General features: G+C 49.4%; 18 protein-coding genes. 6 read left to right on the top strand and 12 right to left on the bottom strand.

Annotation, left to right across the window (positions count from 1 at the left end; all coding sequences use genetic code 11):
* Positions 1 to 86: 86 nt before the first annotated feature.
* The 10 genes from VN23_RS05490 to frdA form a co-directional block, all read right to left on the bottom strand.
* On the bottom strand, positions 87 to 1,883 hold the full coding sequence (locus VN23_RS05490) for a T6SS phospholipase effector Tle1-like catalytic domain-containing protein (protein ID WP_231743360.1): 1,797 nt from the start codon (positions 1,881 to 1,883) through the stop codon (positions 87 to 89).
* 170 nt (positions 1,884 to 2,053) lie between these two features.
* Positions 2,054 to 2,587, bottom strand: coding sequence for a DUF3304 domain-containing protein (locus VN23_RS05485; protein WP_046350027.1), 534 nt, complete (start codon positions 2,585 to 2,587; stop codon positions 2,054 to 2,056).
* A 125-nt stretch (positions 2,588 to 2,712) separates the two neighbouring features.
* Positions 2,713 to 2,946: a DUF3304 domain-containing protein gene (locus VN23_RS22395; protein WP_442905450.1), complete on the bottom strand. Its 234-nt coding sequence runs from the start codon at positions 2,944 to 2,946 to the stop codon at positions 2,713 to 2,715.
* On the bottom strand, positions 2,876 to 3,163 hold the full coding sequence (locus VN23_RS21940; protein ID WP_046350026.1) for a hypothetical protein: 288 nt from the start codon (positions 3,161 to 3,163) through the stop codon (positions 2,876 to 2,878). Before VN23_RS21940 ends, VN23_RS22395 begins: the two co-directional genes overlap by 71 nt.
* 30 nt (positions 3,164 to 3,193) lie before the next feature.
* Complete coding sequence (locus VN23_RS05475; protein WP_046350025.1) at positions 3,194 to 4,066, bottom strand: DUF4123 domain-containing protein; 873 nt, start codon at positions 4,064 to 4,066, stop codon at positions 3,194 to 3,196.
* Between the two features lie 14 nt (positions 4,067 to 4,080).
* On the bottom strand, positions 4,081 to 6,756 hold the full coding sequence (locus VN23_RS05470; RefSeq protein WP_046350024.1) for a type VI secretion system Vgr family protein: 2,676 nt from the start codon (positions 6,754 to 6,756) through the stop codon (positions 4,081 to 4,083).
* A gap of 260 nt (positions 6,757 to 7,016) precedes the next feature.
* Positions 7,017 to 7,382, bottom strand: a complete 366-nt coding sequence (frdD, locus tag VN23_RS05465; protein ID WP_046350023.1) for a fumarate reductase subunit FrdD — start codon at positions 7,380 to 7,382, stop codon at positions 7,017 to 7,019.
* On the bottom strand, positions 7,382 to 7,786 hold the full coding sequence (locus VN23_RS05460; protein ID WP_046350022.1) for a fumarate reductase: 405 nt from the start codon (positions 7,784 to 7,786) through the stop codon (positions 7,382 to 7,384). The genes frdD and VN23_RS05460 overlap by 1 nt, the downstream gene beginning before the upstream one ends.
* Positions 7,783 to 8,535: a succinate dehydrogenase/fumarate reductase iron-sulfur subunit gene (locus VN23_RS05455; protein ID WP_046350021.1), complete on the bottom strand. Its 753-nt coding sequence runs from the start codon at positions 8,533 to 8,535 to the stop codon at positions 7,783 to 7,785. The genes VN23_RS05460 and VN23_RS05455 overlap by 4 nt, the downstream gene beginning before the upstream one ends.
* Positions 8,532 to 10,310: a fumarate reductase (quinol) flavoprotein subunit gene (gene frdA / locus VN23_RS05450; RefSeq protein WP_046350020.1), complete on the bottom strand. Its 1,779-nt coding sequence runs from the start codon at positions 10,308 to 10,310 to the stop codon at positions 8,532 to 8,534. Before frdA ends, VN23_RS05455 begins: the two co-directional genes overlap by 4 nt.
* A 285-nt stretch (positions 10,311 to 10,595) precedes the next feature.
* Between frdA and VN23_RS05445 the strand changes: the two genes are divergently transcribed.
* Both VN23_RS05445 and VN23_RS05435 read left to right on the top strand, forming a co-directional pair.
* Positions 10,596 to 11,738: a glycerophosphodiester phosphodiesterase gene (locus VN23_RS05445; protein WP_052746366.1), complete on the top strand. Its 1,143-nt coding sequence runs from the start codon at positions 10,596 to 10,598 to the stop codon at positions 11,736 to 11,738.
* 533 nt (positions 11,739 to 12,271) lie between these two features.
* Positions 12,272 to 12,904, top strand: coding sequence for a hypothetical protein (locus VN23_RS05435; RefSeq protein WP_046350018.1), 633 nt, complete (start codon positions 12,272 to 12,274; stop codon positions 12,902 to 12,904).
* Between the two features lie 58 nt (positions 12,905 to 12,962).
* Here VN23_RS05435 and VN23_RS05430 read toward each other — a convergent pair whose 3' ends face one another.
* The gene (locus tag VN23_RS05430; protein WP_046350017.1) at positions 12,963 to 14,123 is read right to left on the bottom strand and encodes an iron-containing alcohol dehydrogenase; all 1,161 of its coding nucleotides are present in this window, start codon (positions 14,121 to 14,123) and stop codon (positions 12,963 to 12,965) included.
* A gap of 187 nt (positions 14,124 to 14,310) precedes the next feature.
* Here VN23_RS05430 and VN23_RS05425 point away from each other — a divergent pair, with 187 nt between their 5' ends.
* Positions 14,311 to 14,721: a nuclear transport factor 2 family protein gene (locus VN23_RS05425; protein WP_046350016.1), complete on the top strand. Its 411-nt coding sequence runs from the start codon at positions 14,311 to 14,313 to the stop codon at positions 14,719 to 14,721.
* Between the two features lie 58 nt (positions 14,722 to 14,779).
* Entirely contained in the window at positions 14,780 to 15,169 is a 390-nt protein-coding gene (locus VN23_RS05420) for a hypothetical protein (RefSeq protein WP_046350015.1), read from the top strand.
* A 40-nt stretch (positions 15,170 to 15,209) separates the two neighbouring features.
* On the opposite strand, the gene VN23_RS05415 is transcribed toward VN23_RS05420, so the two are convergent.
* On the bottom strand, positions 15,210 to 17,570 hold the full coding sequence (locus VN23_RS05415; protein WP_046350014.1) for a serine/threonine protein kinase: 2,361 nt from the start codon (positions 17,568 to 17,570) through the stop codon (positions 15,210 to 15,212).
* Between the two features lie 67 nt (positions 17,571 to 17,637).
* On the opposite strand from VN23_RS05415, the gene pnuC reads away from it, so the two are divergent.
* Positions 17,638 to 18,207, top strand: a complete 570-nt coding sequence (gene pnuC, locus VN23_RS05410; protein ID WP_046350013.1) for a nicotinamide riboside transporter PnuC — start codon at positions 17,638 to 17,640, stop codon at positions 18,205 to 18,207.
* Positions 18,204 to 18,719 (top strand): AAA family ATPase, encoded by a 516-nt coding sequence (locus VN23_RS05405; protein ID WP_046350012.1) that lies wholly within the window; start codon positions 18,204 to 18,206, stop codon positions 18,717 to 18,719. Before pnuC ends, VN23_RS05405 begins: the two co-directional genes overlap by 4 nt.
* The last annotated feature ends 35 nt before the right edge of the window (positions 18,720 to 18,754 follow it).

The raw sequence follows: 18,754 nt of genomic DNA, 5'->3' as shown, positions 1-18,754 counted from the left end.
AATAAAAACACAAAAACAATCAAAAAATGCCTTGTTTCTGAAAAACATGTCATCGCAATTATGTATTATTGCAAGAACAGAAGACATTAATCAGGAAAAACGTATCTTTCCTTCAAATACCCACCTCCTTCACGCCGCGTCCAGGTTTGAGAAGTAATCAGTCGATTCCTTAATTCAGGCGCATCCGCATCGGTGAGCACCGGAAAGACCTTGTCGGTTTTTAATTTATCCTGCTCTCCAGGCGAAAAAACCCGTTCACGATCTTTTCTAAACGCTCCTTTTGTTTTCAACAAAGCGCTGACTTCTGCATCAGCCTGAGCATTTTCGTATACTTTTCTATCATAAGGATCATTAGTTGAAGGTGGTTTTTTTTGCATTTCTAATAAACGATCGGCCTTCTCTTCTTTAGTTACATAACCCGCCAAATAAAAACCTGCCAAAGAATCATGCACATGCTCATCCAATAATTGCAATTCGGGTGGCAATGTGGCATCAGCTGGGGCATCAAATACTTTTAATGCTATATTTTCTATCGCATCAGGTTTGCTGCGATGATCTGATCTGGACAAGGCCCGCTTATTTGCCAATTTGGCATTTGCCTGAAAATCAATATTGTCATTGATTGGAAAACGATCACGCTCAGGCGGCCTTGGCCTGCCGCCTTTTTCACGCTCTTTTAATAACTTTAAATCGCCCAGCAAGAGTGCGTTATAGCTGCGTAAATCTTCTTGATCCTGTGCGCTTGCGCCCTGAAATGCTTTCGAGCTTTCAAAGCCATTTAAATAAAACCGACGGTAGCGATAATACAAACGCATATTGGCATTGATTAATTCTTCATAACTGCCCGACCATGCATCGGCTGCCATATATAAATTCCAGCGCTTTGCTAATTCGGCATCGAGTTCAAAATCAACTTTTAGCCTGTCGTCCATTTCCTGATACAGCGCCAGCGGCACACCCGCCATTACCGCCGCCTTATACATATGCAATAAAGGCACTTGAGAGAGCATCTTGCCTATACTGCCCGCGCGCCCCTGATCCTTCATGCCGTAGCCCCCGCCAATATCCGAATGCACGCCGGGGTAGATATACTCGCTAACATTGCCGCCCAATACACGGGTAATCGGGAAATTCATCCGTTGCTCGTGCGCAGCAATATAGTGCACGGTTTTTTTAACTAAGCCCGGCAATGGTTTCAGCGTTTCTGCTGCCCAATCAAAGTGGCCATTGGCAAACCAAAGTATTGTGGTTTCAGAGGCAGAATTAGCCAAGCCAACCGACGCCACCGAATCAAACAAACCCAAAAAATTGATTTCCACCGGAATACCGCAAATGCGGCCATGATCCAAAGCGGCATCCAGCCAATAACAAAAAGCCCGCGCCTCAATCGCCCCGCGAGAGAAACCAAATACCGCCACCTTAATGGCCGGAATCATCGGCTTAGGCTTAGCTTGCCGCGCTTCTTCCAGCTTTTTATTTAATTCCTCTCGTAAATCGGCAAACCAGCTCTTGCGATTCGGCCTAGGTTGGCGCATTTGCGGATCGTAATTATTCTGTTGTTCTACATCGCGTTTATAGGCTTTTATTTTTTCGGCGATATCATCTTCATTAAGCCAATCTTTGCCACCGACAATTGCATCGTATACAGCATTATAGGTATGGAGGAGTGCATATAAAATACGCGCTTGCCCACCTTTGGCCATTGCCTTACCATCAGCGGTTTCTCTTAGCTCATCATTTGCCTTAAAACGTGTCCCTACGCCAGGAATATAGATGGCATAACATCCAGATTTAAATAATGCACTTACTCTATCGCTTGCTTTATGTACTTTATACAAACGAACAATATTACTATGTGACAAATCAGCTTCATCACGTTCCATATTATTATTTGTACCGTCAAAAAAAAGACTAATTGCTACATCTAGTTTGCATGAGGTTGGAGAGGCAGGCTCTGAGGAGCAAACTCTTTTTATAATTTCACTCGTTGGTAAAGCTAACTCTTTTTCAGCGCTGTCTTCAATAACCTTTGGAGCAGAATGAATTAAAGCCATTATTCCACCTCCGGTGGTGGTGTGATGGCATTTCTTGGAATAGGATGATCCGGGCTCGACGGCCTATCATATGGCGAAGATACAACACGTACTTGGTCATTCTCAAAGAAATGCACATATAAAGTCCCAGCTTTTTCATAAGGCATAATAGTCGTATATTTTTCTATCCAATTATCCTTACCTTTTATTGGGCGATTCCAACGTACTTTTACCTTCATACCTGGCTGCCACTTTCTTGGTAAATCATACCCCCCCGCTACCAACCCGCCACAACTCCCTCCGCCTGCCATGCGAGAGCTGAACGGCTCCTTGATATAGTAAGAATAAATGTAACTAGTATTTGGGTGTTCAATACACATCATCGATACACCCAGCATCGGTATTTCCTTCTCCAACTCATCCGCAGCCCTTACTTTATACTCGGCAATTTGGTTTTGCCCAGGAAAGCGCTCATAACTACTGCAAGCGCTAATTGTAAATAGGGTAAAGATCATCAACAAAGCACGGGGTAATAAATTTTTTCTACGTAACATATAAAGTATCCAGTCTAATTGTTGAAAAAGGCATATTTAGTGTTACTCCTCTTCAGGCGGAGGCGTAATGGTATTTCTTGGAATGGGGTGATTCGGACTTGAAGGCCTATAGTTTGCCGAAGAAACTACACGGACTTGGTCATTTTCAAAGAAATGAACGTATAAAAGGCCTGCTTCATTGTAAGGTGTAGTATTGTCGTATATTTTTCTATCCAATTATCTTTACCTTTTATTGGGCGATTCCAGCGCACTTTTACCTTCATACCGGGTTGCCATTTTTCTGGCAATCTATAGCCAGCTGCCACCAATTTCCCGCAGTTCCCCCCCTTCCATATTGCTGCTAAATGGTTCTTGCACATAATATGTATGAATATAATCAGTATTAGGGTGTTCAATACACATGGTCCCCACGCCCAACATCGGTATTTCCTTATCTAACTCAGCCGCAGCCCGCGCTTTATTTTCAGCGATCTGATTCTGCCCAGGAAAGCGCTCATAACTACTACAAGCGCTAATTATTAGCAGGGCAATGACTGCAATCGCCGCCCTAGGTAAAAAATAGTGTTTAATTTTCATATCTCGTTGCCATCAATAAATAACATACACTTATCGCCAAAAAGCAGCGGGCAGGTGATTAATTGCATCGGCTAGCTCTTGCCCATCGTGTATTCTTTTTTTGAACATCGCGTAATCCACGGACTGATTCGTGGTTTCTGCCGCCATTAATTGCAGCAGGGCAATTTGCAGTATTTCTTGAGCGCCATTAAGCTGCAGCTCTTTTGCATCTTTTACCCCTTGCTCAACCCGTTTGAATTGCTCACCGCTGGTATAGGGTAATAAAATGCTGCTGTATTGATCCCGCACTGTGGCTAAAATAGAATCTGGCACTGCTGCATCAATCATTTCAGCAAATTGCTTTTCATCCATTTTCAATACACCCGCTTCAAAATTCCAAAGTGCAGTGTTTTTATTCTCTCCAAACTGATTTTGTATTTTTCCAAATCGATCTGGAATCAACCAGCTATGGATAGGCCCGAGCAATATCTTTTTTTGCCCTACAGTCAATACATCAAACAGTGGCACTAAAATGCGTATATCAGCGTAGCGCAATGGCCACTCTGTATTGTCTTCGCAATACACTTTTAATAAACACTCTAAATGCTGCTTTAATCCGGCCAAATCACATGCGCTACGAATAAAGCTCAGCATGGGTTGCCCCTCGCATAGCTCTATCAATTTAGCGATATGCGCGGCACAATTATCTTCACCAATTAAATATAAAGTAGGTGAATAGGGGCCTAATTCAGCCAGCTCGGTATTTTGATAAAGCGCAATGGACGGCCATTTTTTTAATTTCTTGATTATTTTCAAATCAAATGCAGAATCCACAATTGCATAAAGTGCGCCATACCCCACACTAGCGTCAATATCTTCATAAAGCACGGCAGAATCATGAATGACTTCAACTAAATTAGTCATGCTTGTAATACTCCTTAAGCGATAAAAGGGCTACCTGATTTCATCGCTGCTAATAAACATGGAATACAAACCGAATTAGGAAATTGCGGCAAGAGCGGGTTCATGCTTGCAGGCCCACTTAACTCATGGCTCGCCCCTTTAATGCTCACCGTTCCCGGGCAATGAATCTCGATATTGCCGCCTTTTAAGCGGATATAGCCGCCACCCGCCGTCATCAAAATTTCGTCTTTAGCCGTTACGGTGATGCTTTCTTTGCAGGCGGTGATTTTGACGTTTTTGTCGGCGGTGATTTCGATATCGTCACTTTGCGCTTGTAGTTGTATTTTGCCTTTGGCTGCGATCAGTTTTAGCGCGACTTTATCTTTTACCCCGGCCACAAATAGGCTGATGTGTGATCCGACGTTATGTATCCAGCGGCGGCCGGAGGTTTGATTTGTGTCACGCTGCGCAACCAGATCAAGGTTGGTGCCTGCGGTAATCGTTTGGCTTTGCGGGCTGGTGATGGCCACACCATCTTCGCCGTGTAGCAGGATGATTTTTTGCTGGCCGGATTGATCTTTAGATTTGCTCTTGCCGTCTTTGTCTGTGTTGCTGCTTGCTTCTAGGCTTTTGCTGGCATGCACGTGGTGGTGCAGATGGCCTGTAGCGGCTTTCTCACCTGCACTATTGTCGGGCTTGACGGTTTTATCGCCTTCGCCAGTTTCTATGGTATCGGCAAGCTGATTAGTGGCGGTTTCACCAAGGCTTTGGGCCAGTGCAAGCGCTGATTCGAGTTGGCTTTGGGCGGGGCTATGGTCGAGTTGCTTGCCGCTTGCGCCGTTTTTGGCTTCGGTGCTGATCAGCAGGCCGTTGGCGCGAATCGCACCTTGTTTGTCGCTGCGTAGCTCAAAGCCTTCACCGCGTGGCTCGCCTTTGCCATCGGTCCTTGGGTGGATTAAATAGCCCAGATTAAGCTGGGTTTTACCGTGCTCGCTGGATAATTTTGTGCGAACTTCGCCTTTGCTGTCGTCAAACAGCAGCTCGCCGTATTGGCCGCCTTCATGCTCTTTGGTTTTGATCCCAGATAGGGTTTTATTGGCGGGCAATGCGCCTGAGCCGCTGAACGCCGGCACTGGATGGCTGCCGTTATAGACCACCCCAGTGACGATGGGGCGGTCTATATCGCTTTCGAGGAAATTCACCAAAACTTCCTGGCCGATGCGCGGAATAAACTGATGCCCAAAGCCTGCGCCTGCCGATGGATAGGCAACGCGTATCCAGCAAGATGATTTGTCATCCAGGTTTGCGCCAAATTCTGGATGCTCGGCGGCACGCTGCCAGTGGAACTGCACCTTGATCCGGCCTTGCTCGTCGGTGTGGACTTCTGATCCGGCAGGGCCCACCACGGTGGCGGTTTGTACGCCGCGGCTTTTGGGTTTGCTGTGTTCTGAATGAGCAAAGTTAGGCGTAATCGGCTGGCCGCGTCTTTGGGCTGTGAATTGAACTTGGTAAGGCGCAGTGTTGGGCTTCGCAGGCTCAGCCCAACCTACGGCCGCGGAAGTGAATGCCAGCAAGCTGGGGGCAACCAAGCCAAGTTGCTGGGTTAAATCCGCTGGTAAATTATTGTTCGCTGTGAATTTTAGCTCGGTTACGGCGAATTCGCGTTGCTCGGCAGAATCCCATTCGTGTGCGGGGTGATCTTCTAGGCGGAACCACTGCCCAGCTTGCAGGGCACGTAAAGTGCCAGAGCCGATGAACGATTTCTTTTTTGCATCCGATGCTTGCTGACGCAGCTGTGCGTAGTGGCTTAGGCCCTCAGCATCGCTGGCGTAATAAAGGGCTTGCGGGTCGTAATCTTCGAAGCTAGCCTGCAGCTGTTGGCCGCCGTCACCTTGGTCGATCCGGCTCTCATCAAAGCTTTGTTGAGTACTGGTGGCTTTGTAATCAAAACTCGCCAAAGAGACCGAGCTGCTGCCCACCTGACGCTGGCTATGCCACTCGGTCAGTGAATCACTCTCTTCGGTGGCGTCAGCGCGGTGGAAACGCACCTGCATTTCCTGTGCTTCAGGAAGCGCAAAGGCGTCGTCGAAAATCACCAGCTGAACTTGCGGGTTATCTCCTGCTAAATGTTCAAATCGCCAGGCTAAACCTTCCTCAGCTAGTAATCGCGTCAGAAAATCAAAATCTGATTCGCGGTATTGCAGGCAGTAGGAGCGCGGGCCATGCGTGCCGGATAGCTTGAAATCTAGCGTTTGCACGGCGGCAAAAACAGGGTTTTTGGCCTGATGTTCGGCCAAGACTTGCTTCACGATGTCCGGAATGGATAAATCCTGAAACACGCGTGAGGTGCGACGGTATCTGAGTAAGGCAAATGGAGGTTCTACCGTCAGCGCATATTTGGCAAAGCCACCGTCAGAGCCGAGTAACTGGGCTTGCGAGACGACACCGCAGCGCTCAATTTCACTACCATTCGCATCAGCGACCGCTAAAACAACTGGCAGACCAAGTAAGGATTTAAGCTCTAGAGCGCCATCGGGGGATAAGCAATCGATCTGATAGCGGTAAGCCTGATTAATCCCCTCGCTGCCCTCCACTCGTTGCGGCAACAACTGCTCGCCCCACGCCCCGCCATCGCCAAGTTGCAGAGAAATAAGCCGCTGATTTTGTGAAAAAGCTGCGGCAAAAGAAGCGAGCAAATCGTTTAGATTCATAACAAACTCAAGGACTTACATGAAGCTCATAATATTACACGAATCTTTACCTTGCCATGCCCCTGTATTATCTATGACTTACCTTGAAAATAAATACCTCACCTTATTGATAAAATAAACCCCAGATTTAACGCCAGATAAAAATATACTTTACAGGAAGCATAGCTCACACATGGCACTATTTACCCCGTAAATCATAGGGAAAAAGGCTGCATTTCAAGCTCCAGCAGAAGAGCACATCTGTAACAAGGCCAATGCCATCAAAAACCGATGACTAATACCCCCCAAAGCGTGGCTAGCGAGCCAACCATGGCAATGCCATAGCAAAGCAGCCGCGCCACAGGGCCAGCGTGAATGCCAACATCGTGCAGGCTATGAAAAATACGATGCACCGCGTGCCACATAAACAGCGCGATGATCGCCAAGATCAAAGCCTTGCCGACGATATGCTGAGCAAAACCCTGCATATTGGCGTAAGAAAATAGCTCGGCAGGCAGCAGGCCTAAGGGCGCGGCGAAGCTGGTGATCAAGACCAGCATGGCCCCGATCAGTGCAGACAACATGCCACCTGCTCCAAAGAGCAACCAAAAGATCGGCTCGTTAGAACGCTTTAAACTCGTTTTCATCACAATCCCCTCGCAATAAACCACAGCGCGATAAACACCAGTGCACTCGCACCCACCGCTGCAGCAATACCTACCGTGGTAATGGTCGCTGCGGCGACTTTTTGTCCGCCAATTATCATAGGCGGCAAGGTGCGCGGCATGATTTTGAACCATGTGTAGCCGTGGTAAAGCATTGCGGCAAAGATCGCCAGATTGATGATCAGTATTGGCCCGCTGGCAACGAAGGCTCGGTAGCTATTCCATGCTGCTTCACCCTGAGTAAGGCAAATCAGCCCGGCGAGCAACTCCAGCGCGTAAGCCAGCACAAAAAAGGCCGTGCCTTCGTGCACCATATATTCAAGGAAAAAAGGATTGTGCCGCCACCAGCCAGCCATAGGGCGGATATAGGGTTTCCTGGCATTCATTTGCAGCCGCCTTTTTGATCTGGGGAGGGTAAGAAGCGAAAGAAAAAGTCGCGCGCGCTCGCCATCTTATTGATATTCACCGCATTGGCCGGGTCGACCATTTTTGGGCAAACTTCAGAGCAATAACCCACGGCGGTGCAGTTAAATACGCCGACTTGCGAGTTAATCAAAGCCTTGCGCTCGTCCGCCCCGCCATCTCTGGAATCAAGGTTGTAGCGCTGTAAAAGTGCAATTGCGCCGGGGCCGATAAAGTCGGGGTTTAAGCCCACCTGTGGGCAGGCGGCGTAGCACAGCATGCAGTTAATACAGCCTGCAAATTGCGAGTACACATCCATTTCGGCAGGTGTTTGTAAGTATTCTCCTTCCTGCAAAGATTTGGCTTCTTTCGGGATGAGGTAGGGCTTCACGCTTTCCAGCTTTTCGATAAAGCTGTCCATCACCACCACCAAATCACGCTCGATCGGAAAATGCGCCAGCGCTTCGATTTTTACGCCCTTTGGGTAATCCCTCAGAAAGGTTTTACACGCCAAGGCGGGCTTACCATCCACCATCATGCCGCAGCTGCCGCAAATGGCTTGCCTGCAAGACCAGCGAAAGCTTAATGTGCCATCCAGCTCGTCCTTGATATAGTTCAGCGCGCCCAGCACGGATAAATCATCGCTAAAGGGCACAGCATAATCCTGCCAGACCGGATGCTCGTCTTGCTCGGGGCGGTAGCGAAGGATGGATACAGTTACTTTGGTATTCATGCGTTTTTCTCCATCTTTTCGGCGGCTTCCCCTGCCGCGCCATAGGCACGCACTTTGGGTGCTGAGCGGGTGATTTTTACATCGCCGTAAGTGAGCGTTGGTGCTGCGCTGCCCTGGTAATGCGCCAGGGAGTGTTTAAGGAAATTCACATCGTCGCGCTCTTCAAAGCCATCGAGGCGCTGATGCGCGCCGCGTGATTCTCGCCGGTGCAGCGCAGAGTGCGCCATGGCCTCGGCCACATCCAGCTGATAACCCAGCTCGATGGCCAGTAGCCATTCGCTATTCCACACGGTGGATTTATCTTCAACACGGATATTTTGATAACGCTGTTTTAGCTCGGCTAATTTGTGGCAAGTGGCTTGCATGCTGGCTTCTAAGCGATAAATACCGCAGCCGTCTTCCATGGTTTGCGCCATTTCGCGGCGGATATCGGCCGCACGCTCGCTGCCCGCCTGCTGACGGATTTGCAATGCAGGCAAGGTCGCGGCTTCGGCCAATTTCAATAATGCATCGCTATTTTTAGGCGCGGCATTTTTGGCATAGCGCGTGGCCGATTCGCCCGCTACTTTGCCAAACACTGAAAGTTCGGCAAGTGAATTTGAACCCAGACGATTCGCGCCATGAATCCCCACGCTGGAGCATTCACCTGCGGCAAATAGCCCAGGTAGTGATGCCGCACAGTGGATATCAACAGGAATGCCACCCATGGTGTAATGCACCGCAGGGCGTACAGGAATCGGCTGGGTTACCGGATCGATATCCATAAATTCGCGGGCCAGCTCGCAAATTTGTGGCAGACGTTCGTGCAGTGTTTTTGCGCCCAAGTGACGTAAATCTAAATGCACTACCGCGCCATAGCGGCCCTCGATCGTGCGATTTTTTTGCATTTCATGCCAGAACGCTTGCGATAGTCTGTCGCGCGGGCCAAGTTCCATCGCCTTATTGCGCGGCTTATCTTCGGCAGGGCCTAGGCCATAATCTTGCAGATAGCGATAGCCATCTTTATTCACCAGTAAGCCGCCTTCGCCACGACAAGCCTCGGTAAACAACAGACCCGTACCGGGCATACAGGTGGGATGGTATTGCACGAACTCCATATCGCGCAGCGGCACACCATGGCGATAAGCAACCGCCATGCCGTCGCCTGTGACAATCCCGCCATTGGTGTTTTCGCGGAACACCCGCCCAGCACCACCGGTGGCCATCACCACCGCGCCCGCTTCGATCAGAATAAATTCGCCGCTGGCAATTTCAATCGCCAAGATGCCCTGCACGCGGCCATCGGCCACGATTAAATCGACCAGAAAATACTCATCAAAACGCGTAATTGAAGGGTATTTCATCGAGGTTTGGAATAGCGTGTGCAGCATATGAAAGCCAGTTTTATCTGCAGCAAACCATGTGCGCTCGATTTTCATGCCGCCAAAGGGGCGCACATTGATATGGCCGTCTTCCTTACGGCTCCACGGGCAACCCCAATGCTCTAGCTGCACCATTTCACGTGTGCATTCGCCAACAAAATAGTCGACTACATCCTGCTCGCACAGCCAATCGCCGCCAGAGACCGTGTCATTAAAATGATGCTCTAGGCTATCGTGCGCCTGCACCACCCCCGCTGAGCCACCCTCTGCCGCCACCGTGTGGCTGCGCATTGGATAAACCTTGGATAACAGCGCCACCGTTTGAGTCGGGTCGGCCTCGGCCGCGGCAATCGCCGCTCGCAAACCCGCACCGCCCGCCCCTACAATCACCACATCCGCTTTAAATACCCGCATACCTCAACGCCTACGCCATGCTTGGCGAATCAAATCAGAAGCAATCAATGTAGGGCCATTGACTTAAAGCTTTCTTGATCCTGATCATCTGAGTGATAAGTCGCAATTGTCATAAATACGAAAGGGCTTCTTTTAAACGCATCAAAATCTATGAGCACGGCTCACGTCGCACAAACACGCCATCCGCATTGTGGTTTAAAGCAATAGCATCCTTTTATAAAAAACATAACACTGTTGCTTTGCGTTGTTTTTTGTTGATTTATTATTTTTTTAATGAGGCGTGTTATGAAAAAATGGTCAGTATTAGCGGCAATCATCGCGGCAATGGGCGCGGGGCAAGCGTTGGCAGCGCCTACTTTAACGGGTCAACCACCCTTGGTACTTGGGCATCGTGGCGCTGCAGGATATTTACCCGACCATACGCTGGCCGGGTACAGCAAAGCGATTGAAATGGGCGCTGATTATATTGAACCTGATTTGGTCTCCACTAAAGATGGCGTGCTGATCGTGCGCCACGAGCCCAATATTAAAGACACCAGCGATATTGCATCTCACCCCGAATTTGCTGAACGCAAACGTAAATTTAAAATTGATGGCGTAGAAGAAGAAGGCTGGTTTGCGTTTGACTTTACCCTAGCCGAAATCAAAACACTCAAAGCCATTCAGCCCCGCGCTGATCGCTCTGCCGCCTATAACGGGCAGTTTGAAATTGTGACTTTTGATGAAGTGCTGGCCTTACGCGCAGCAAAATCAAAAGAAACAGGCCGTGAGATCGGGGTTTACCCGGAAACCAAGCATCCCACCCTGCATCAGCAACTGGGCCTGCCACTGGAAGAAAAACTGATTGCCGCGCTTAAGAAATACAATTTAAACCGCAAAAATGCCCCTGTTTTTATTCAGTCTTTTGAAACCAGCAACCTTAAAACACTGCGTAAGCTCACACCTGTAAAACTGGTGTTTTTAATTGATGGCAACGATGTGCGTGCCGATGGCAGCATTGATTCGGGCAAACCTTACGATTTTGTAGTAAACGACGACCCGCGCGGCTTTGCCGATATGCTAAGCCCAGCAGGCCTCAAAGAAATCAAGCAATTTGCGGATGGCATCGGCCCGTGGAAGCCTTATTTGATCAGCTGGAAGTTTAAAACTGATGCGGATGGCAAAAAGATCGACGTTAACGGTGATAAAGAAATCGACCAGCGCGACGCTACCCTCCTGCCCCCATCCAGTGTGGTGCAAGATGCACACAAAGCAGGCCTACTGGTGCATCCGTTTACTTTCCGCAACGAAGCCAAATTGCTTGCCGCTGATTTTAAAGGCAGCCCGGAGGCAGAATACCTTACCTACTTCGCATTGGGGGTAGATGGCGTATTCTCTGACTTTAGCGATACAGCCGTTGCTACCAGAAAGCGTTATTTGGCGAAGTAATATGCAAAAGACAAGCTTATAACGCTTTTCCAGAAGTTTGCCAGAGCGCTAAACCTTGAAGCACAGAGTAAAACGAGAGCACAGAAGGCGTAGAGAAAACCATCAAATCTATCGTTTTTTCTGTGAAATGCTTAGGGATCCAAGGGGGCGATATTTTTCACTGAGCTTAAAACTAAAGCCGCTTTATAATCAGGGGAAATAGGGGAGCTATGCGATAAAGCAAGTAACTAGATTGCCCCTAAAGCAAATAAAATTGCGATCAAGCACCGCGGCAAGGGCATATAATCTGAACTATTGTTCAATGAATTTATTTCTGATTTAATTCGTCAATTGCCCAAGGAGGAAATAACGATGAAATTCTTTAATCGTGCAGACGTTCGGCAGATCAACCAAAGAATGATGGCCTCAGGCGGCAAAGCAGCAGATGAGGGACTGTCTGCGACTAGCCGAAAAATAATACGAGAGACTTCATTTTCCCGCAGTGAGATCAACTCCGCGTTTCGGCAAGCCCATCAGCGCCTTGAAGGATCGAAGTGAGCCAAGACCAGTACAGTTGGGTATACAAAGAACTCGTACAAGGCCCCGATGATGTTGTCGGGGCTTTGGCTTATGTGCTCTACAAACAACAAAAAATCGCGTTTCTTGAAAAAATCAACACGGATTTAAACCGTGAACCGAGCGAGGACGAGCTGCGCAGCTTTCATACCTACACCCTGCTTCCTGAAACGCTGCAAGGCTTTACCGACAGGGCAGAAGCGCTTGCCGATCAGTTCCTTGAAATTGCCCTCGCGACTAAATTACAACAGGCTGAAACCTTACTCCGCCAATCGGTCACGGTTGAGGAAGTCAAAAGAGCCGCGCTGGATACCAGCAGAGAAGTAAATAACGCAAAACAGGTGCTAGAAAGCAAGCTAGATGCTGTGGCTTCAGAATTAAATGGTAAAAAAGGCTTCTGGGGCTGGGTACGGGATGTGGGCGGCAATCTGGCCGTCAACTTTGGCACCATTCTGCTGATTGGCATGATGATTATGGGTTACCAAGGTTTAGCTCACTTTACTGGCCTATTTGAAAAAAGCACGGGAGTCAGTGCCGCAAGCAATCAACAGCCTGAAGCCGATCCCGCTTCGATACCCGTTGCAATTCCGGCTGAAGCAAGCCCAAAATAAATGTGGAACTCTGCGCCCTCTGTGCTTAAAGATTTAGCTCCGCGTCGCATCCCACTCTCTACCCCGCCATCCGCACAATCGCCATACAATCCGCCAATGTCAGCTTGCCGCGCTCCCCAAGTGGAAAAGCCTTGTGCTTGGGTAATAAATCGCCAACGGCCAGCGCCACTTCATCGGCATTTAAGCCATAAGCAGCCAGATACGTTGGCAAGCCCATTCGCTCAAAAAAATCCACCGTTGCATCGATGGCCGCATGGGCCACTTCGCTATCGCTGCCTGACAAGCCCCACACACGCCGACCATATTGAGCAAGCTTGAGCAATTTATCGTCAAAGCAATAGCGCAGTAAGCTTGGCAGCACCACGGCCAGTGTCTGCGCATGATCCAGATTATAAAGCGTGGTCAGCTCATGGCCGATGGCGTGGCTGACCCAATCCTGCGGTTGCCCAGCCCCCACCAAGCCAAACAGCGCCTGATTGGCGCACCACATATAGTTAGCCCGAGCGTCGATATCGTTTGGGCTTGCCAGCGTAGTCGGCCCGACCTCAATCAAGGTCGATAAAATCCCCTCGGCCAATCGGTCTTGTAAGCGCGCTTCGGCGGGATAGGTGAGATATTGCTCGGTGGTATGAATAAACGCATCAACCACGCCATTGCTAATCTGCCGCGCTGGCAAACTTTGTGTCAGCAGAGGATCGAGCACGGCACAGCGTGGGAATACCATGGCGTTTTTAAACGACATTTTGTCTTGGGTAGCGCGGCGGGAAATCACCGATGCAAAATTACTCTCCGCCCCTGTTGCGGGTAAGGTCAGCACCACAGCAATCGGCAAGGCGCGCTTGATAGGCGTGCGATTACCCACAATCAGCCAAGGATCAATCTTCTCATCGAGCAGCGCTGCAGCGGCAATAAATTTAGCCCCATCAATCACAGATCCACCGCCCACGGCCAGCACCCAATCCACCTTGGCGGTTTTGGCCTGTGCAACGGCAAGCAGCAGCGTTTCATACTCGGGATTAGCCTCAATACCTGCAAATTCACAAACTTCATGCTGTGATAGAGCGGCCATCACCTGCTGATAAACGCCATTTTGCTTAATACTACCGCCACCATAAACTAGGAGCACACGACTAGCCGCAGGAATCTCTGCCGCCAATTGCGCTACCTGCCCCTGCCCGAAATGAATGCGCGTCGGCGCGTAGAAACTAAAATTTTGCATAAACACCCCCAAGCCAAGCACAAAGCTTACACCCACTCACGGGCTAAGGGCGAAGGAATACATAGATGTCGCAAGGTGAGCATAGGTCTGTACTGCGCAAAGCAATCATTTTTATTACAATAGCATCAGCGCAACATTTACAGATCTAAGCTATAGCCCCAAAGCTAAAGACCCTTGGAGCCTTTTCATGACACATAGCGTTGCCAACCTCATCCGCGAAACAGAACATGCCCGATTATCTGCACTGGTTCAGGGCCATATCGAAACCGCCAGCGCTCTACACGCGCCAGACTTTCAGCTTATCACCCCGATTGGCGATACATTGAGCAAAGCCCAGTATTTAGGGGCAATTGCTGCAGGGCATATTAAGTATTTAAGTTGGGAGCCTGCCACAATTGAGGTGCGCGTATTTGGCTCTGCCGCCATCATCCGCTATCGCTCAAGCCTTTCTGTGATCTTTGGTGGCTATACCGTGCCGCCCGCTCAGTATTGGCATACCGATTTTTACGAGATGCGCGATGATATCTGGCAAGTGGTCTGGTCTCAGGCCACCGAGATTCGCCCTGTCAGCTCACGAGGCGAGGTGCTCACGGCCTGAAAGGTGACGCCTCACCCCAAGCTGAGTAAACTGCGCAGCTCAAAACTGGGAGTTAAATATGTCGCTCAAAGCCACGTGGTATCAGGACAAGCTAAAGAAAAAAGCCAAACGCGGCTTTCAAGGCTATCCAATCGCAACCGTTACTTTTTATGGGCCGAACGATCAGCTGGCGAGCAAAGTATCTGTAGGGATCATTCAGGAAGAAAACGGCGAAGTGACTGCGCTGGAACGCTGGCTGGATGAGGTCGGTGATATTCGTAAAAATGGGCCTGTTATTGCTGAAGTCTTGGCGTTTATTGCTAAGCACAGCACGTTTTCAGTGATTTCACCCGAGCGCATTTTAGGCTGTCCGCACGAAGAAGGCAGCGATTATCCTATTGGCGAGAAATGCCCGAAGTGTGCCTATTGGGCGAATCGGGATCGGTTTACGGGCAAGTTAGTGGCTTAGAAATGTAGGGTGGGCACGCATTTGTGCCCACTCAGCAGCCCTACAGCCCCATCTGTTTTTGCCTGATCGCCAACAGCGCTTGATTCCTCAGCGTTTTAAGCAGGTTTAATTCTTTACCTGCTATTTTTAAATCTCCAGCCTTGGTTTTATCGGCATAAAGCAGGCCGATGGTGCGTTTTTCTAAAACCAGTGGAAAAATAATAAAGGTTTGTGATGTCAGTGCGCTTCGATACCAGTTGGGAACTCGGGATTTAATCGATTCCACATTGATATCTTCGATAAAAATATCAGCGTTTCTTTCCATTGCCACCTGAAATACATCCACTGCTTTATCCAAGCTAATTTGAAAGCGCGGAATAATTTCGCCAATATCTGCACCAAAGCCAAAGCGCCCTACAATTTGATTTTTCTTTGGATCACGCGTAGCAATTAACACATGCTCAAAACCCATACTGCGATACATGGTTTCTAAAATAATTCTAAGTAAATCATTCAATTTAAAAGAAGTCACCAGCGTATTAGTAATATCCTGCACCCCTGCCGCAAGTGATTCTGCGGCAGGCACCAAAGCCTCGTCGGGCGGCACGACTTCTGATTCCAGATCAAACTGCCGGGTGTGCAATTGGGCTCTGTCTATGGTATCGGCTACTTGCGGTGCATTGGCTTTTTCGCCTAATACACCGGTTAATACACGCAATTGATTGGCAAAATCACTCTGCCGCGTATCCACACCCAAAATACCCAGATAGCTTAAATACATTTGTGCCGCTTCTTTTAATAAATCACCCAATTCACGCGCGCTCCAGGCATAGGCGGGCTTCAGTTTTTTCTCCATCTCGATCAATACCCGCCCAGCATCGGGTTTGGGCATTTGCGCAAGGGGCACTAAATCGGCCCCCATATTAGCAAATAAGCGCAAACGCTCAGTTTGATTTTGCGGCGGCTTAATTGCGCCTTCCGGCAAATGACGCATGCTGGCAATAATACGCTCAGGAAAATTCCAGCTTTGCGCCACGCCTATGCCTAATTCTCTAAAGCTTAAGCCCAGCACTTGCACCGAAGCGACATCTTCATTGCTTCCTGCTTGCAGCCGTTTATTAATTTCAATATTTTCTTCATGAAAATAATACACCGTGAGTAATTTACCCAGCGCGGTAAACATGCCGCAGATCAAGCCTTCCTCCACATCACGCGCGCCGCTTTTTTTGCCCAACTCCCGCGATAAAATGCCACCAAAAAACGCGCTCAATACGGCATCCCTCAATGCCGAGGCCTGCGCCTTATTATGCATATGCTCAAATAGCAGCAGGGTAATCGCCAAATTGCGAATCGCATCAAAACCCAAAATCACAATCGCTCTGGAAATCGTACTGATCGTGCCGCCAAAATGACCATAACTGGCGGAGTTTACAATCCGCAATAATTTATTGGTCAGCGAGAAATCTTGCAAAATCACTTCGGATAACACTTGCAAGCGCTCGGCATCGCCCTCGCTGATTTTATTAATGGCGGTTACGGCTTGCGATAAGGCAGGGAAATCCGCCGTATGCCGCATTCGCCTCAGCAAGAAATCCAGCGTGCTATTGCCGCTGCCCTCGCCGCCTTCCTGAGCGTGCTGGCCGCCCAGCCAGTCACGTAGCGCCAGCAGCATAGAATGCGCATCGTTATAGCGCTCTTGCGGATTTTTGAAGAGCGCCACCATCACCAAATGATCGAGCTTCTCGTCCACACATTCTTTTAAGCTGGAAGGCGGCACAAAAGGCTCGTTGGCTACACGGTGCAAAAGGGTATAAACCGATTCACCCTCGGCAGCGGGCCGGCCGGTTAGCATCTGATACAGCGTCATACCCACCGCAAAGACATCTGCTTCGGCATCCACCGGCAGATTTTGCATCATTTCGGGCGCCATATAGCCCGCAGTGCCAATCATCTCGCCCGGCTCTTTGCTGCCCCGTTTAGCGGCAATCCCAAAATCCATCAGCCGGGGACGATCTTGCTCGTCGAGCATCACATTGTGCGGCTTGATATCGCGGTGAATCAGCCCTTGGCTGTGCGCATAGGCCAGCCCCTCAAGCACGCCGCAAATGATTTCTACCGCGCGCACAGGCTGCATCGCGCCTTTGGTATCTAGGTATTGCGCCAGTGTCTGGCCTTTTACATATTCAAAGATCAAACAAGGATGGCCATTGCTGACCAATGTATCATGAAGCGCCACGATATTGGGGTGCTGCAGTTGGCTAACCACTTTGGCCTCATGTGCGCACTCTGCCGAATGACTGTGCAACACCTTAATCGCCACCAACCGATCCAACTGCGTATCATTCGCAAGAAATACCAAGCCCTGCGCACCCTGCCCTAGTTCCTTGACGACTTTAAACCGGCCACCTCCAAATTCTTTCATAACGACGCTTTCCTTTTTCTTCTTAGCAATATAGCCTTAGCGCGCTTAAATCAGGAGCCTATTGTCTGTGTCTATATTAGAAATCATTGGTTTTATCGCTTCCTTACTGGGAATCTGGCTTGCAACACGTAGCCATGTGCTCACCTGGCCGCTGCAACTGATCGCTAGCTTACTGTATGTATGGCTATTTTTTGATGCAAAGCTGTTTGGTGAAAGCCTGCTGCAATTTGTCTACGCCGCACTTGCTATTTATGGCTGGTGGATGTGGAAGCGTAGCGCCACGGATCACTCACTGCCAATCAGCAAACTCAGCCGCCGCGAATGGTTACTGATTAATGGCGGCGGCCTGCTGCTCACCCTGCTTGTTACCCGTTTTCAAGTACAGTTTTTACCCACCGATCTGCCCTTGCTTGATTCAGGCATTTTTGTATTTGGCCTGATCGCCCAATGGATGCAAGCGCGCAAAAAAATCGAAAACTGGCCCTACTGGATTGCCCTCGATCTGATTGCCTCCGGCGTTTACGCCTATAAAGGTCTGCACCTGACTGCCGTGCTCTACATCATCCTGACCGCACTGGCCATCTCCGGCTGGATAAGCTGGCGCAAAGAGATCGCAAAAGAGATGCCCAAGGTATGAAAATCGCCATCGTCGGCCCGGAATCCTGCGGCAAATCCACCTTGGCGCAAGATCTGTCCGCGGCGCTCAATGCACCGTGGGTGGCCGAATACGTGCGTGAGTACTTCGCCCAAAAAGGCACAAATGATTACCAGCTAAGCGACATCATCGCCATCGCCCAAGGCCAGCTTGCAGCCGAGGCGGCCCACAATGCCCCGCTACTGATCTGTGACACCACCGCACTCGTGTGCAAAATATGGGCACAAGTGCGCTACGGCCACTGCCCCGACGCACTCACTGCCCTCTACCACCCCCAAGACTACGCCCTCCACCTGCTCACCCGCCCGGACCTCCCATGGGAGCCCGACCCCCTGCGCGAAAACCCCAACGACAGAGACTATTTATTTGATCTTTACGAAGCAGATTTAAAAGCCAGCGGTGCAAATTATGTGGTGGTGGCAGGGGCGAGAAAGAGGCGATTAGCGATCGCGATGGAGGAAGTTTTAGAATTGAGGAAAAAAAGTAACGATTGAAACACAGGCAAAACTGTCGTCAAACGCAACATTAA

It is taken from the genome of Janthinobacterium sp. B9-8, from assembly GCF_000969645.2.
In the GTDB taxonomy this organism is placed as follows: Bacteria; Pseudomonadota; Gammaproteobacteria; order Burkholderiales; family Chitinibacteraceae; genus Iodobacter.
This window is presented reverse-complemented; position numbering and strand designations above follow the sequence as displayed.

Bases quoted from the DNA above. Each gene is read 5' to 3' on its own strand.
- VN23_RS05420 (WP_046350015.1), top strand. From the start codon at position 14,780: ATGTCGCTCAAAGCCACGTGGTATCAGGACAAGCTAAAGAAAAAAGCC.
- VN23_RS22395 (WP_442905450.1), bottom strand. From the start codon at position 2,946: ATGTGCAAGAACCATTTAGCAGCAATATGGAAGGGGGGGAACTGCGGG.
- VN23_RS05490 (WP_231743360.1), bottom strand. From the start codon at position 1,883: ATGGAACGTGATGAAGCTGATTTGTCACATAGTAATATTGTTCGTTTG.
- VN23_RS05425 (WP_046350016.1), top strand. From the start codon at position 14,311: ATGACACATAGCGTTGCCAACCTCATCCGCGAAACAGAACATGCCCGA.
- VN23_RS05445 (WP_052746366.1), top strand. From the start codon at position 10,596: ATGAAAAAATGGTCAGTATTAGCGGCAATCATCGCGGCAATGGGCGCG.
- VN23_RS05460 (WP_046350022.1), bottom strand. From the start codon at position 7,786: ATGAATGCCAGGAAACCCTATATCCGCCCTATGGCTGGCTGGTGGCGG.
- frdD (WP_046350023.1), bottom strand. From the start codon at position 7,382: ATGAAAACGAGTTTAAAGCGTTCTAACGAGCCGATCTTTTGGTTGCTC.
- VN23_RS05430 (WP_046350017.1), bottom strand. From the start codon at position 14,123: ATGCAAAATTTTAGTTTCTACGCGCCGACGCGCATTCATTTCGGGCAG.
- VN23_RS05470 (WP_046350024.1), bottom strand. From the start codon at position 6,756: ATGAATCTAAACGATTTGCTCGCTTCTTTTGCCGCAGCTTTTTCACAA.
- frdA (WP_046350020.1), bottom strand. From the start codon at position 10,310: ATGCGGGTATTTAAAGCGGATGTGGTGATTGTAGGGGCGGGCGGTGCG.
- VN23_RS05415 (WP_046350014.1), bottom strand. From the start codon at position 17,570: ATGAAAGAATTTGGAGGTGGCCGGTTTAAAGTCGTCAAGGAACTAGGG.
- VN23_RS21940 (WP_046350026.1), bottom strand. From the start codon at position 3,163: ATGAAAATTAAACACTATTTTTTACCTAGGGCGGCGATTGCAGTCATT.
- VN23_RS05485 (WP_046350027.1), bottom strand. From the start codon at position 2,587: ATGTTACGTAGAAAAAATTTATTACCCCGTGCTTTGTTGATGATCTTT.
- VN23_RS05405 (WP_046350012.1), top strand. From the start codon at position 18,204: ATGAAAATCGCCATCGTCGGCCCGGAATCCTGCGGCAAATCCACCTTG.
- VN23_RS05455 (WP_046350021.1), bottom strand. From the start codon at position 8,535: ATGAATACCAAAGTAACTGTATCCATCCTTCGCTACCGCCCCGAGCAA.
- VN23_RS05475 (WP_046350025.1), bottom strand. From the start codon at position 4,066: ATGACTAATTTAGTTGAAGTCATTCATGATTCTGCCGTGCTTTATGAA.